We start from the raw sequence: 13,250 nt of genomic DNA on the forward strand, positions 1-13,250 counted from the left end.
GCTCAGGCTCGGCCGGTGCGCAGGAGCAGCATGGCGATGTCGTCGGCGCGGTGCTCGACGGCCGCCGCCGCCGCGATCATGTCCTCGGCCACGTCGGCGAGCGGCTGCTCCGGCGCGGGGGCGAACCCGGCGGCCAGGCCGCCGATGGCCTCGCCGAGGTCGCGTCCGGGCACCTCGATGAGCCCGTCGGTGTAGAGGGCCAGCACCGAGCCGGGCGGCAGGGCGAGCTGGGTGGTGGCGTACTCGGTGCCGGGTTCGATGCCGAGCAGCAGCCCGGGGGCGGCCTCCACCACCTGGGCGGGCTCGCCGGGCCGGCGCAGCAGCGCCGGCAGGTGGCCCGCGCTGGCCACGCACGCCATGCTCCGCCCCAGGTCGACGCTGATGTACAGGCAGCTCGTGAACCGGTCCGGGGCCAGCTCGCTGAGCAGGCGATTGGTGTGCGCGAGCACCTCGCCGGGGTTGGCGCCCGCGCTCGCGTGGGCGTGGATGGCGGTACGCACCTGGCCCATCAGCGCGGCGGCGGTGACGTCGTGCCCCTGGACGTCGCCGATGACGGCGGCGGCCACCTTCTCCTCCAGCCGGATCAGGTCGTAGAAGTCGCCGCCGATGTCCATGCCGGGCGTGGCGGGCAGGTAACGGGCGACCACCTCCAGCCCCGGGACGCCGGGCAGGGTGCGCGGCAGCAGGCTCGACTGCAGCGACTGCGCGAACTGGTGCTTGACGTCGTAGAGGCGGGCGCGCTCGAACGCCTGGGCGATGAGCCCGCTGAGGGCCGTCAGGCTGGCCCGCTCGTCGGTGGTGAAGCGGTGGGGACGGTCGTAGGCCAGGATGCACATGCCGGCCGTCCGCCCGCCGGCCGTCAGCGGCAGGAACGCCCAGGCCGACATGTCGTCCGACCTGATCGCCTCCGGGTACGTCGCGCGCAGCTCGGCCCAGGTGCCGAAGAAGGCCGGCGCGCCGGCGGCCAGGGGGTGGCCGGGCGACAGGTGCAGCAGGGGCTGGCCGTCGTACTCCTCGATCGCCTGCTCGCTGTACCCGCGCGAGGCGGCCACCTGCATGCGCCCGCCCCTGGAGGTGAGGATGGCCAGGGCCTGCACGTGGTAGGCGGGCATCACGTGGTCGGCGACCAGGTTGATCACCTCCTGGGCGGTGACGGCCCGCGCCAGGGTGGTGGCCAGGTGCAGCATCTCGTGCAGCGCGACCAGGCGCGGCGGCCGGTCGGTGGTGACGAGCTGGTCGGGCATGACCGGACGCGGGTCGCGGGCCATCGTGCTCGGCGTGACCCGCATGGTGACGCCGGCCAGGCCCGGATAGAGATGGAAGGCCACCCACTGGCCGCCCGGGTTGCGGGTGGTGAAGTAGGTGACCTCCTGGCTGACCACCGCGGCGCGGTAGCGGTCCTCGTAGGCGGGCTCGCCCAGCCACGGCAGGACGTCCCAGGGACGCTTGCCGGTCAGCTCGCCCGCCTCGGCCTGCAGCAGCTCCTCGGCGGGGGCGGTGACCAGGGTGAGCCGCCCCTCGACGTCGAGCATGCAGTAGCCCTCGGGCAGCCGGTTGAGGCAGGTCAGCAGCAGGTCCTCGCCGCCGGGCGGCTCCCTGGTCAGTACGCGCGGCTGGTGCCCCGGCGGCACCGGCCGGTTCCCCCTAGGGACGATCTCCGCCAGGTCGGCGCAGGCGGCGGTCAGCACGTCGAGCTGGTGCCCGGTGGGACGGCGGGCCGGGGCGGGCGGCCAGAGCAGCATCATGGCCCCCGCACCTCGCCGTCGCGGCCGACCAGGGGCGCTACGGCCAGCGCGAACCCGTACGGGAAGGCGAGCGCCACGAGCGGGAACTCGCGGGCCATGGTCTCCCGGTCGGGCACCCACACCAGCCGCCGCTGCCGCACCGCCACCGCGACCGGCGACTGGTCGGTGGACCTGATCAGGACCCACGAGCGCGAGAAGGGCTCGGGAAGGCCCGACTCGGCCTCCATCATCAGCACACGCCCGTCCTCGGCCAGGACGAAGAGCACGCACACGTGCGCCTGCGTGCTGGTCGCCGCGCCGAGCAGCAGCCTGTCGACGTGCGCATCACGCGCCATGCCACCGTCGTGGGCACACTCCTCGTCGTGAGCCCGGCCCTCGTCATGGGCTCGCGCCTCGTCGTGAGGCCGCCCCTCGTCATGGGCTCGCGCCTCGTCGTGAGGCCGCCCCTTGTCACGGGCCCGGCCCTCGTCATGGCCCAAGCCGCCGTCACGGGCCAGCCCCTCGTCGGCGTCCCGCGCCTCGCCGTTGGCCCGCGCCTCTTCGTGGGCCGGGCCGCCGTCGTGGGCGGGGCCGCTATCGTGGGCCGGGGCGCCTTTGTGGGCCGGGCCGCCGTCGCCGTCCGCCGGGCCGGGAGGTGGTGGCGGCGCGTGGGGGATATCTCCCATGAAATCAGGCTATGCAAGCTCCTTGTACGGATATATGCACTCTCCGCAATGGATGAGCAAAGTGTTCCAAGGCTCTGTCAGGCGAGCGGCCCGAGGTACGTGCCACCCGAGACGTCGATGGTCTGACCGGTCACCCACCGACCCGCCGGACCGGCCAGGAAGCCGACCACGTCCGCGACGTCCTCGGGCTCGCCGAGCCGGCCGAGCGCGGTGATGGACTCCAGAGCGGCCACCACCTCGGGGATCGAGGTGTAGCCCGCGGTCATGTCGGTCCGTACGGCGCCGGGCGCGACCGTGTTCACGGTGATGCCGCGCCGTCCCAGCTCGTTGGCGAGCGTCGGGGCCATCGCCTCCAGCGCCGCCTTGCTGATCGTGTAGCCGATCTGCGTGGTGACGGCGAGCCGGCTGGCCGTCGAGCCCATGTTGATGATGCGGCCGCCGTCGTTCAGCAGCGGCAGCGCGCGCTGGATCACGAAGAACGGGGTGGTGACGTTGATCGTCATCACCCGCTCGAACTCCGCCGGGGTCAGGTGCGCGATCGGGACGGTCGAGGCGATGCCGGCGTTGTTGACCAGAATGTCCAGGCCACGCCCGGCCAACCCGTCGGCCAGCCCCTCGAACAACCGCTCCACCGCCCCCTCGACGCCCCTGCCCTCTTGCGCGCCCTCCACCCCCGTGACGCCCACCCCGCCTTCCACGCCTTCTACGCCCTTGATGCTCCCCACGCCTTCCGCACCCCTGACGCCCTCTACGCCTTCCGCGGCCGAGGCGCCCCTGACGCCCTCCTGGGACTTCGCGCCGAAGCGGGCGCGCACAGCGAACGCCTGGCCGCCGCCCTCCTCGATCAGGGCGACGGTCTGCTTGGCCGCCTCGTCGTCGCCGCCGTAGTGCACGGCCACCAGCGCGCCCTCGGCGGCCAGCCGCAGCGACACCGCCCGGCCGATGCCCCGAGAACCGCCCGTCACCAGCGCCGTCTTGCCGGTCAGCATGCCCATTGTCCGCTCCCCACGTGTGTGGCCTCTGCTCCGCGATCGCGGAGACAGGTCAACAGTGGCGGGGGCGGCTCACCGCGTCCTCACCGACGACTCACCGCCCGTCCGGCCGGCTGGTGATCCGCCCGTCCGAGCGGCTCACCAGCCGCCCGGACGTACCAGCGGACGGACGGACGGGCGGACCGGCGGACGGGCGGACCGGCGGGGCGAGCAGGCTCCCGGGCGGATCACCGGCCGTGCGGGCGGAAGGGCGGCCTTCCGGACGGATCACCGGCCGTGCGGGCGGATCACCGTGGCTAGCTGGCCGCCGGTGAGGAGTCGCCGCCCTGCCAGGGACGCAGGTGGGTGGCGAGGGGCAGGCGCATACGCAGCCGCAGCCTGCTGCCACCTTGCGGATGATCGATGCCGACCTCGTCGCACAGACGGTGGATCAGCCACAGCCCGAGGCGCCGCGCCGCGGGCGAGGGGCGCGTGAGCCGTGCGTCGGCCAGATGCTCGGCCCGCAGGCGTCCGGCCGTGTCGCAGACATCGACCGTGAGGACGGCGGCGTCGGTGTAGGCCGTCACCGTGCCGCGACCGCCACCGTGCTCCAGGACGTTCGCGGCGGCCTCGTTGACGGCGAGCACCAGGTGGTCGAGCCGCGCGCCGGACAGCCCCGCGTGGCTGGCGTAGACGCGCACCAGATCGCGGGTGAGCGCGAGATTGTTGGTGATGGTGCACCGCAGGTGGAAGGGTGCGTGCATGGCTTGCCCCTACCGTGTACGGGGGTTACGGCGGCGTAAAGCGCTCGATCGAGGGCAGAGAGTAAGGCGACCGAGTAAACGAGCCGAGCCGGGCGCGCCACGGGCGCACCCGTCCAGTTCACCGGCGGCCGAGGCCGCGGTGACCTGGCCGATGCCTGGCGGAAAGGGTTGATCGCCCGACATCTGCACCTCCCTCTGCCCGATGTGCCGACGCTGTATGGACGCGCGGCGCGCCGGGCCCTCTTGTTTTCGGCGATCTGTCAGGGGCGCCCGCACCTTCCCTTGATCGGGAACGTGGCGCGGCTCGGCTCTGCCCTGAGACGACCGCATTGGTGTGATTTTCAATGAACGACCAGACCGGCGACCCTGCCGATGTGCTGCCCATGGTGCACCCCTTCGGCCTGCGCGTACGCGGCGAGATCGACCACCATGGACGGCCCGCGCTGGCCCGAGCGCTGGCGTGGGCATTACGCATCGGCGAGACCGACATCCATCTGGACCTGTCCGAGCTTACCTTCATCGACGCCGGCGGGCTGCGGCTGATCATCAGCACGGCCACCGACCTGCCGCCGCCGCGCAGGCTGGTGCTCCAGAACGCCTCGTCGACGGTGCGCGAGCTGCTGGAACTGCTCGGCTGGCGACTGGGGCCCGAGGATCAGCTGTACCGGATGCTCAACGCGTCACATCCCCACGGCCCGGACCCGGCCCCCTCCCCACCGTCCTGACCTGACGCCCGGCCCGCCCCCGGCTCCCGCCCGGGCTGATCCCGGCCCCCGCCCGGGCCTATCCTGGACCCCGTCCGGCCTGCCCCACTCCCGGCCCGGTTCGGCCTGGCCCACTCCCGGGCCCAGCCTGGCCTCACCCGCACCCCCGGGCCCCGGGCCCGGGCGCCGGGCCGGCAGCGGGGCCGGCGTCAGGCGGACAGCGGGGTCGGGAGCGCCCTCCGGCCCTTCACCGGCACCCACCCGGCCTGAGGTACTCACCGCGATCCCCCTGAGGGCCGTTGCCGGGCTCCTGGCCTCGAGCCCTCACCGCGCCCCTGGCCCGACCAACTCGTGCTGAACCTTGGCTCGACTGGCTCGTGCTGAACCTTGGCCCGGCCGACTCGTACTGAACCTTGGCCCAGCTGGCTCGTACTGAGCCTTGGCCCGGCTGACTCGTGCTGGTCCCGGACCCGTGCATGTCGGTGCCGTCCCCCCGAGGTCAGGACGGCCAGCCGCGCGGCTTGGCCCAGCTCGCGGACTCGGCCGGACCGTCGTCCGAAGGGAACAGGCGCGACAGACGGGTGATGTCCAGCAGGCGGGCCAGCGGCCCGTGCACCCCGACCAGCCGGACGGTGCCGCCGCGCCGCTCGGCCTGCCGCTGGCCGATGATGAGGGCCCAGAGGCCGCACGAGTCGCAGAAGGTCAGGTCGGTGACATCGATCACGACCTTCGGACGCGGCACCTCCAGGAGTTCCGCGAGCGTACGGGCCAGCGGCATGCGGGTCACACGGTCGAGCTCGCCGTCGAGGTGCACCACGTGGCAGCCCGGCAGACGTTGGACGTTGATCGCTAACTCTGTCATGAGGGGATCCAGAGCTCAGCGCCACCCCTGTCCGCATCCGGCACATCGGCGGCGACATCGGACATCGCCCGCCCCTACCCCTCAGCGGCAGCCTTGCTCCTCCAGGCGCCCCGGGTAAGCACGATGTGGCTCAGCCGCCACAACTTGACGCCGCGCCCGGACGATAGCCGCTGTTCAGCATGCCACCCCAGGTCGTACGCCTCCTGGCGCTTCGCCGCGTCCTCACATAGCCGCGCGGCCCCGATCGGGACGGGGAAGCGCTCGTCCCATCTGTCTCCCACGTATAGTCAGTTGGGTGACTGACTCAACGAGGACACGGGCCCGGGGGCCGACAAGCGGCGCAGGCTGATGGCCGCCGCCGCCCGCGTCCTGCACGAGCAGGGCGTCGAGCGGACGACCATCGCCGACATCGCCGAGGCCGCCGGCGTGCCCGTGGGGAACGTGTACTACTACTTCAAGACCAAGGACGAACTGATCCTGGCCGCGCTGTCCGAGCACGCCGGGCACCTGGCCGAGCTCACCGCTGAACTCGACCGGCTCCCCGACCCGCGCGCCCGCCTCAAGGCCATGGTGGACGCCTGGGTGAGCCATCGGGACATCGCCGCCCGGTACGGCTGCCCCACCGGCACGCTCGCCGCCGAGCTGGACAAAAGGGAGGAGGGCGGCCTCGACGTCGAGGCGGGCCGGGTCCTACGGCTGCTCCTCGACTGGTCGGAGTGCCAGTTCCGTGACCTCGGCCAGCCGGACGCCGACGATCTCGCGCTCACCTTCGTCGGTGCGTACCAGGGGATGTCGCTGCTGGCCAACGCCTTGCGCGACCCCGAGATCATGACCCGCCAAGGCACCCGCCTGACCCACTGGCTCGACTCCCTCCCCACCGACCTCCCTCACCCCACGGACTGACTTCACCCCTCCGCCATCCACGAACAACACCGCCGTCCAGACCACCACCTGGACGGCCCGACCTCCCAGCCCTCGGGAAACCGCCCCGCGATGCCCCGAGCGCGCACACCCCCATTGCAGACCCGCCTCTCTGCCCTCCAATCGCGCATGGCCTTCGCGCGAGGCCCGCACCCCTCCCCCATCCGCGCGTGTGCCCTCCCGCCCCCAGCCTGCACCCCTTTCCCTTGCGATCGCGCAGGGCTTCCCGCCCCAAGCCGGCCCCCCAGATCGCGCACCGGCTTCCCGGCCCAAGCCAGCCCCTCAGATCGCGCACCGGCTTCCCGCCCCCAAGCCCGCGCATCAGCCCCTCCGATCGCGCAAGACTTCCTGCTCTCGGCCCGCCGCCCTCCCCCATCCGCCCACGTACGACCGCCCAACCCGTGCCCGCCCCTCATCTCTCCGATCGCGCATGACCTCCCCGTCCCCCATCCGGTCATGTATGGCTCCCACTCAAAGCCCGCGCCCCTCCCCACGCGAGGGCCCGTGCGGTGGGCGGGCAAAGAGGGGGCTGGTGCGGCGTGTCGGAGCGGTATGTGGGGCGCGGGACGCTGATCCTTGCTGAAGGCGGGACAAAGAGGGTGGTCATGGACTTCGCGCGGATCGTGGAGGCGATCGGCCAGGCTGTCGATCTCGCAGGCGTGGCGATCATCGTGCTGGGCGCGCTGACGGCCACCGTGTCCTTCGTGCTGCGGCTGCGCGAGCGGGAGGCCCCGCACGACGTCTACCGCGCCTACCGCCAGGGCCTCGGACGGGCGATCCTGCTCGGGCTGGAATTCCTGGTCGCCGGGGACATCATCCGTACGGTGGCGGTGGCTCCGACGTTCGTGAGCGTCGGCGTGCTCGCGCTCATCGTGCTCGTACGGACCTTCCTCAGCTTCTCGCTGGAGGTCGAGCTGGAGAACCGCCTGCCCTGGCAGCCACGGCGCAGCACCGACACGCCCAGCTGAACCCGCCCCACCCGCCCTACCGCGGTCACCCCCCACCAAGGCCCACGAAGTCGGCCCCCTCGATGGAAGGCCCGATTTCGGGCGAAACAGCCGTCCACCCCAACGCGTCCGGCCGCTCGAGGAGACGAGGTCGCCTCGGACAGCCGGACCGCCGGGGTCATCTGAAGATGCAGGGCCGCCCGTTGCGGTCCACCCCGCTGGACTCGTTGAGGTTCACCGCCGAACCGCGCGGCACGGTCGCCCCCGCACCCGGGCTGCTGAACAACACGGTCCCGCGAACGTCGACGCAGTTGTTGTCGAAGGTGACCCCTCCGACCGTGAGGCCCGCCCCCGCGATGGCGTTCCGCGCGCTGCCGTCGTCGAAGCCCTGCACGTTCGGGACGGCGGTGAGGTTGCACTGCACCCGGAACAGCTCCCACGACCGCACCTGGGTCGCGTCGCTGTGCACCACGTCGGTGGTCCGGTTGCCGCCGCCCACGGCGGTCAGGAAGTGGCCGTCGACCGTCTGGATCGCGAAGCCGTCGCCGCCCTGGCGTACCAGCGCGAACTTCTCCCACGCCTGCAGGAGCGTGGCGTTGGAGTGGATGACGTCGGTCTGCAGGCCGCCGCCGTTCACGGCGGTGAGGTAGTTGCCGGTCAGCGTCCTGATGCCGACGTGCACGCCGTCGCCGGCGTCCACGAGGGTGAAGCGTTCCCACGAGCGGGCCACGGTAGCGTCGCTGTGGATCACATCGGTCGTACGGCCCCCGCCACCCACCGCCGTCAGATAGTTCCCGGTGTTGGACGTCTGGAACGTACAGGTGGTCGGGGTGACGAACGGCAGCGCCGCCCACGCGGGCCCGCTCAGCCCCACCATCCCCGCGGCAGCCAGTGCCAGTCCCGCCACCGTGCCGAACGCACGTCTCAGGTTCATGCGTCTCTCCCTGCTCCCGGCTCCTCGGTCGGAGCCCTCGCTCTGAGGGCGTTCCAGACCGTGCCGCCCCCGTTCCACCGGCATCTGGGACGGGGGCGGGGGCGGCGTGGGAGCGGGGGTGACGCCTACTTCCGGCAGACCCGGGCGTCCCGGATGTCGACCGGCAGGACGGGCTTGCCGTCCACGGGCGGCGTGGGTCCGTCGGGCTCCGGCTGGATGCCACCGGCGGCGATACGGTCGAGCGCGGCGAGCCCGGCGGCGTCGACCGTGCCGAAGACCGTGTAGTTGGGTGCCAGGCCCGAGTCACCGTAGACCAGGAAGAACTGGCTGCCGTTCGTGTCGGGCCCGGCGTTGGCCATGGCCAGCACACCCCGCGCGTACGTCTTGCGCACCCCGGTCGGGTCGCCGGGCCACGGCGGCAGGTCGGTGGGCAGTTCGTCCTTGTACCGGTAGCCGGGCCCGCCTTCGCCGGTGAAGCTGGGGTCGCCGCACTGCAGCACCTTCAGCCGGTCGTACGCGGTGAGCCGGTGGCAGGAGGTGACGTCGTAGAAACGATGACGGATCAGGTGTACGAAGCTCTGCACGGTGCACGGCGCCTTGGCGGGGTCGAGGGTGAGCCCGATGTCGCCGTGGTTGGTCCTGAGCACCGCCGAGACCGGACGGGTGGAGGTGCGGCGCGGGTCCGGCGGCAGCGGCACCTTGCGCACGGCCGGGTCGTCGGGGGTCTCGGTGTACGCGCACGGCCCCTTGGTCGTCCGCGGCGGCCGGTCCAGGACCGTCGCGGAGGCCGGCATCGCGGCGGCCGCGACCAGCGCGCCCGTCGTGACTGCGGATAACGCGGCGCGGGCCGCGAGTCGTACCAACGCTCTGCCGGACATCGTGTCCTCCACTGCGTGATGATCGCCGGGCTTCCTGTGGTCTAGTCGATCTGACCCGCCCAGTCAAGACCGTGGCCGCACGAGGTCGGCGCCTCCCTTCTCCGACTTCTGCGGCAGCCGGAGTGCACCCCTGGTCGGCGCGTCAGGAGCGGCGCCGAGTCGTCGTGACAGCTGCCCCTCACCACCTCGCCTTTCCTCCGGTGGATCTTCGCCGTCGTCTCTGCTCCACAGCTGACGTTGGCCCTGGCACGCAGCCGTACGCACACCATCCGGCGGCCTACCCATTCCAGCGGTAGAGCCTGATCATGCGACGATCCGACCCGTGAGCCGTCGAACATCGACAGCCGGCCGGGCACGGCTACGCTATGGCCTGCGGCCACCGCATGATCTTTGGTTGTCAGCACACCGCTCGACGATCTCGATGGCCGCACGCGTCGCTGTCCTTGCCCACCGGAACACCGTTGCAGGAGGACGCCAAGTGCGTTGGCTCGACGTGCGCCGACACAGCCTGACCAAGAAGGGCGCGGCACGCGGCCGCGGGTCACACCTGTCGGCTGACGGCATCGCCCTCGCCCGCTTCATCGGCTCCGGAGTCGGCCCCTACGAGCGCGTCGTCACCAGTTCGGTTCCTCGGGCCGTCGAGACCGCTGTCGCGATGGGTTTCGCCGTCGACGACACCATGGAGATGCCGTCGGGTTATGTGCCGGGAGAAATCCCTCGGCACGCACAATGGGGCTGGGCCGAGCCCTACCGGCGGCTCGCGGAGATCATCCGGGACGGCCGGGCCGCAGCGACCGTGGCCGAGAACCACCGAGCGATCTGGGTGGACACGGTCAGTGCCGTCACGGAGGGCTGCTCAGCGCTTCTGGTCGGGCATGGAGGGGCGATCGAGCTGGCGTTGGCGGCGTGCTTCCCGGAGGCTGCACACGATTCCTGGGGGACGCCGTTCGCGCACTGCGACGGTGCGCGCCTCGGCTTCGCCGACGGTCGGTTCGTGAGCATCGAGTTCCACCGGGCGCCACAGAGCCCCATCCGGCCGAGTTGAGGATCGCCGACTGCGGCTGGCGTACTGGTAGACCAAGCCTCGGTCCTTCTCCCGATGCTCGGGCTTCTCGAAATCGGGAGGCGCACCGATCCGGCTGAAGCATGGGACGAGGACGTTCCCGTTCAGCCCGGATGGCTGCCTACCGGCGGGTTCGCCGTGGTCAGCATTGGGTGTTCGGCAGTGGCAGGGTCAGGTCGGTGAAGTAGCGGTTCATCAGGTCGCGGGCGCAGGGATTGAAGCCGTAGAGGGTGTGGCCAGGGCCGTCGTGGTGGATGGTGACACTGCCGGGGACGGCGGCCAGGGCGCGTTCGACCGCGTCCGACTCGCCCCAGGCGCCTGCTCCCAGGACGGGGGGCACGCCCTTCGGGAGGGGAGCGGGCGGGTTGGTGACAGGGACGGGCCAGCCGATGCAGTTGAGGGTCGCCGAGGCCAGCGTATTGGCGGTGCCGGTGAGAGGGGCGATCTTGCGGAGGCGGGCGTCGGTGGTGGCCAGCTCCTTGAGGGTCGTGTAGCGCGGCCAGTCGAGGCATTCGGTGACGGGCGTGGACTGGTCGGGGTAGCGGGCGCCACGGGCTGGGACGAAGTCGGAGGCGTCGCCCTGGCCGGTCGCCTTGCGGATCGCACGTGCCAGGGCGGGCCAGGAGGGAGCTCCCTGGCGGGCCATGGAGAGGGCGAGGGACTGCAGGTCGCGAGCATCGTAGGCCATGTTGGCCGTCGTGGTGGGGATGGGCTTGCGGCGGGCTCGTTCGGTCAGCTTGTGCCAGAGGCCGGGTATGTCTTGGCAGTCGTGGGTGGCGCACCAGGTGAAGAAGCGCCGCATGGACTGCTCGTTGGACTTCGCCGTCTCTTCCAGTTCGCGCGACCAGTCGGCGGGGCTGTGGTTCCAGGTGCCGTCGAGGACCATCGTGCGGATCTGACCGGGGAAGAGGCGGGCGTAGTCCTGGCCGTAGAAGCCCGCGTAGGAGGCGCCGTAGTAGTTGAGCTTCGCGCCGCCCAGTGCCTTCCTGATCGCCTCCATGTCTCTGGCCTGGTCGGCCGAGCTCATGTTGGCGAACAGCTCGGGGTCTTGGTGGCGGCATGGCTCGGCGTAGCCGCGGTTGGTGTCGGACAGGCGGCCGAAGCCGGCGTCGTCACGCGGGGCTTCCGGGATGGGGATGCGGGTCCAGACGCATGCCAGGCCGGTGCTCAGGCCGCCGAACTGCTCGCCGTAGCCGCGGGTGTCCCAGGTGACGATGTCCATGCGCTCGCGCAGCCGGGCCCACCAGTCGGGGACGGCTGCGGTGGTCGCGATGCCGGGGCCTCCTGGGCCGCCGTAGGCGACGAGGACCGACCCTTCGGAGGCGCCGGTCGCCTTCAGCCTGCCCAGCTTCAGTGTGATCTTGCGGGCGTCGGGTTTGCGCCAGTCGACCGGGACCTGGAGGTCGGCGCACTCCATGCCGATCTTGTTGTTGGGGCAGGGTTGCCAGGTCAGTGAGGATTGAGCGGTCATGGCGGATGGGGTGACCGAGGAGGGACGGGCTGTGCTCTCGTTTCCGGGTCGGGCCTCGGCGGTTGGGGTGGCGGCGGCCATGGCGGGTTGGCCGGTCATCGCCAGCAGGACAGCCAGGGTCGTGGCGAGGGGTTTCAGCATGCGGCCATGATTGCGGCGCGGGGGGCGGGAGCGCGTCGGACCAGGGTCTGGTCTTGGAGCGGGGATGTCCTACCACGGGTTGTCAGACCGTGGTCTGGTCATGGTCACGCACGACGCGGTCTGGTCAAGGTCACGCACGACGTGGTCTGGCCGGTGTCACGCATGCTCTGTGGTCCGGCACGATCCGTGGTCCAGCCGGTGTCACGCACGATCTGAAGCCCCTGTTACTGCTCGTGAAGGCTGTCCCGTCACCTGTCCGCCGAGAAATCTGTCCGGTCAGGGCGCTTGGTGGGGCAGCGGCACGGGTCCGTCCTGTTTGGAGAGGCTCCGGGTTGGTTGCCCGGAAGAGGGCGAGGAGCATCGGCTTGTTGCCGAATGGCCCTGTCAGCCTGCGGGCAGGCCGGGCCGAGCGGCGGGTACGGCTGCGCTAGCCTGCCGGGATGCGGCGGATTCTGGTGGCGGGCATCAGCGGAGCGGGCAAGTCGACGCTCGCCCGCGCATTGAGCACCCGGATTGCCGTGCCCTGTCACGAGATGGACGGCCTGTACTTCGCCGGGCCCGATTGGGCCGTGGACCAGGCGTTCCCGGAGCGGGTCGCCGAGATCGCCGCGACCTCGGCCTGGATCTTCGACTCCTTCGGCTACCCGGAGGTGCGCGACCTGCTGTGGGAACGCGCCGACACCATTGTCTGGCTGGACTACCCGCGCCGGGTCGTCATGCCCCGAGTCCTGCGGCGTTCGCTGCGCAGGACGGTTCTGCGCGAACCCGTCTTCAACGGCAACCGGGAGACGGTCGCCGGATGGTTCCAGAGTGATCATCCGGCGTGGTGGGCCTGGTCGCAGCACGCGGCGCGACAGGCGGAGATCCGGCGGCGCACCCGTGATCCGCGTTTCGGGCCCCTACGCGTGCTCCGCTTCACCAGCCCGTACTCGGCGGCGGTCTGGCTGCGGTCGGTCGGGCCGGCCTGACGTCGGACAGGATCTCCTCACCGGCGTCCGTCGTCAGTGGTCGAGAAGCTCACCGGGCAGCCCTGCCAGACCTCTGCGTAGTGGGCACCGCGCCCTCCGGCCAGGTGCAGGTGGTGGCGGTCGGCAGGGTGAACGTGGGGTGGGCGGACCGGGATCGCAGGATTCTGGACGTTCGGGGTGTTCGGCCTCAAGGCCGGCGGAGGTGGCGCGGGAGAG

At 71.6% G+C, this 13,250-nt stretch carries 13 protein-coding genes; 5 read left to right on the top strand and 8 right to left on the bottom strand.

Annotation, left to right across the window (positions count from 1 at the left end):
* Positions 1–2: 2 nt before the first annotated feature.
* The 4 genes from ACNF49_RS36550 to ACNF49_RS36565 all read right to left on the bottom strand — a co-directional run bounded on the left by ACNF49_RS36550 (position 3) and on the right by ACNF49_RS36565 (position 4,145).
* Entirely contained in the window at positions 3–1,745 is a 1,743-nt protein-coding gene (locus ACNF49_RS36550) for a SpoIIE family protein phosphatase (RefSeq protein WP_482940432.1), read from the bottom strand.
* Complete coding sequence (locus tag ACNF49_RS36555; RefSeq protein WP_482940433.1) at positions 1,742–2,410, bottom strand: hypothetical protein; 669 nt, start codon at positions 2,408–2,410, stop codon at positions 1,742–1,744. Before ACNF49_RS36555 ends, ACNF49_RS36550 begins: the two co-directional genes overlap by 4 nt.
* Before the next feature lie 77 nt (positions 2,411–2,487).
* Complete coding sequence (locus tag ACNF49_RS36560) at positions 2,488–3,405, bottom strand: SDR family NAD(P)-dependent oxidoreductase (protein WP_482940434.1); 918 nt, start codon at positions 3,403–3,405, stop codon at positions 2,488–2,490.
* Between the two features lie 293 nt (positions 3,406–3,698).
* Positions 3,699–4,145, bottom strand: coding sequence for an ATP-binding protein (locus tag ACNF49_RS36565; RefSeq protein ID WP_358005889.1), 447 nt, complete (start codon positions 4,143–4,145; stop codon positions 3,699–3,701).
* A 344-nt stretch (positions 4,146–4,489) separates the two neighbouring features.
* Between ACNF49_RS36565 and ACNF49_RS36570 the strand changes: the two genes are divergently transcribed.
* Positions 4,490–4,870: an STAS domain-containing protein gene (locus ACNF49_RS36570; RefSeq protein WP_357968812.1), complete on the top strand. Its 381-nt coding sequence runs from the start codon at positions 4,490–4,492 to the stop codon at positions 4,868–4,870.
* Positions 4,871–5,348: 478 nt separating this feature from the next.
* On the opposite strand, the gene ACNF49_RS36575 is transcribed toward ACNF49_RS36570, so the two are convergent.
* Positions 5,349–5,711 (bottom strand): STAS domain-containing protein, encoded by a 363-nt coding sequence (locus ACNF49_RS36575; RefSeq protein WP_482940435.1) that lies wholly within the window; start codon positions 5,709–5,711, stop codon positions 5,349–5,351.
* Between the two features lie 348 nt (positions 5,712–6,059).
* Here ACNF49_RS36575 and ACNF49_RS36580 point away from each other — a divergent pair, with 348 nt between their 5' ends.
* Positions 6,060–6,614 (top strand): TetR/AcrR family transcriptional regulator, encoded by a 555-nt coding sequence (locus tag ACNF49_RS36580; protein WP_482940436.1) that lies wholly within the window; start codon positions 6,060–6,062, stop codon positions 6,612–6,614.
* Between the two features lie 623 nt (positions 6,615–7,237).
* Positions 7,238–7,600: a DUF1622 domain-containing protein gene (locus ACNF49_RS36585; protein WP_482940437.1), complete on the top strand. Its 363-nt coding sequence runs from the start codon at positions 7,238–7,240 to the stop codon at positions 7,598–7,600.
* A 157-nt stretch (positions 7,601–7,757) separates the two neighbouring features.
* On the opposite strand, the gene ACNF49_RS36590 is transcribed toward ACNF49_RS36585, so the two are convergent.
* Together ACNF49_RS36590 and ACNF49_RS36595 are read right to left on the bottom strand one after the other, a co-directional pair.
* The gene (locus tag ACNF49_RS36590) at positions 7,758–8,513 is read right to left on the bottom strand and encodes a fascin domain-containing protein (protein WP_482940438.1); all 756 of its coding nucleotides are present in this window, start codon (positions 8,511–8,513) and stop codon (positions 7,758–7,760) included.
* Between the two features lie 125 nt (positions 8,514–8,638).
* Positions 8,639–9,391, bottom strand: a complete 753-nt coding sequence (locus ACNF49_RS36595) for a peptidylprolyl isomerase (protein ID WP_357968799.1) — start codon at positions 9,389–9,391, stop codon at positions 8,639–8,641.
* A 478-nt stretch (positions 9,392–9,869) separates the two neighbouring features.
* Here ACNF49_RS36595 and ACNF49_RS36600 point away from each other — a divergent pair, with 478 nt between their 5' ends.
* On the top strand, positions 9,870–10,436 hold the full coding sequence (locus tag ACNF49_RS36600) for a histidine phosphatase family protein (protein WP_482940439.1): 567 nt from the start codon (positions 9,870–9,872) through the stop codon (positions 10,434–10,436).
* A 160-nt stretch (positions 10,437–10,596) separates the two neighbouring features.
* Here ACNF49_RS36600 and ACNF49_RS36605 read toward each other — a convergent pair whose 3' ends face one another.
* The gene (locus tag ACNF49_RS36605; RefSeq protein ID WP_482940440.1) at positions 10,597–12,066 is read right to left on the bottom strand and encodes an alpha/beta fold hydrolase; all 1,470 of its coding nucleotides are present in this window, start codon (positions 12,064–12,066) and stop codon (positions 10,597–10,599) included.
* A 440-nt stretch (positions 12,067–12,506) separates the two neighbouring features.
* On the opposite strand from ACNF49_RS36605, the gene ACNF49_RS36610 reads away from it, so the two are divergent.
* Positions 12,507–13,034 carry a hypothetical protein gene (locus ACNF49_RS36610; protein ID WP_357968790.1) on the top strand — a complete coding sequence of 176 codons (528 nt, stop codon included), beginning with the start codon at positions 12,507–12,509 and terminating at the stop codon, positions 13,032–13,034.
* The last annotated feature ends 216 nt before the right edge of the window (positions 13,035–13,250 follow it).

The sequence above is a fragment of the Actinomadura sp. ATCC 39365 genome, assembly GCF_054392275.1.

Excerpts from the sequence above, each read along its gene's own strand:
- ACNF49_RS36570 (WP_357968812.1), top strand. The coding sequence starts at position 4,490 with ATGAACGACCAGACCGGCGACCCTGCCGATGTGCTGCCCATGGTGCAC.
- ACNF49_RS36580 (WP_482940436.1), top strand. The coding sequence starts at position 6,060 with ATGGCCGCCGCCGCCCGCGTCCTGCACGAGCAGGGCGTCGAGCGGACG.
- ACNF49_RS36575 (WP_482940435.1), bottom strand. The coding sequence starts at position 5,711 with ATGACAGAGTTAGCGATCAACGTCCAACGTCTGCCGGGCTGCCACGTG.
- ACNF49_RS36550 (WP_482940432.1), bottom strand. The coding sequence starts at position 1,745 with ATGATGCTGCTCTGGCCGCCCGCCCCGGCCCGCCGTCCCACCGGGCAC.
- ACNF49_RS36610 (WP_357968790.1), top strand. The coding sequence starts at position 12,507 with ATGCGGCGGATTCTGGTGGCGGGCATCAGCGGAGCGGGCAAGTCGACG.
- ACNF49_RS36585 (WP_482940437.1), top strand. The coding sequence starts at position 7,238 with ATGGACTTCGCGCGGATCGTGGAGGCGATCGGCCAGGCTGTCGATCTC.
- ACNF49_RS36605 (WP_482940440.1), bottom strand. The coding sequence starts at position 12,066 with ATGCTGAAACCCCTCGCCACGACCCTGGCTGTCCTGCTGGCGATGACC.
- ACNF49_RS36560 (WP_482940434.1), bottom strand. The coding sequence starts at position 3,405 with ATGGGCATGCTGACCGGCAAGACGGCGCTGGTGACGGGCGGTTCTCGG.
- ACNF49_RS36595 (WP_357968799.1), bottom strand. The coding sequence starts at position 9,391 with ATGTCCGGCAGAGCGTTGGTACGACTCGCGGCCCGCGCCGCGTTATCC.
- ACNF49_RS36555 (WP_482940433.1), bottom strand. The coding sequence starts at position 2,410 with ATGGGAGATATCCCCCACGCGCCGCCACCACCTCCCGGCCCGGCGGAC.
- ACNF49_RS36590 (WP_482940438.1), bottom strand. The coding sequence starts at position 8,513 with ATGAACCTGAGACGTGCGTTCGGCACGGTGGCGGGACTGGCACTGGCT.
- ACNF49_RS36565 (WP_358005889.1), bottom strand. The coding sequence starts at position 4,145 with ATGCACGCACCCTTCCACCTGCGGTGCACCATCACCAACAATCTCGCG.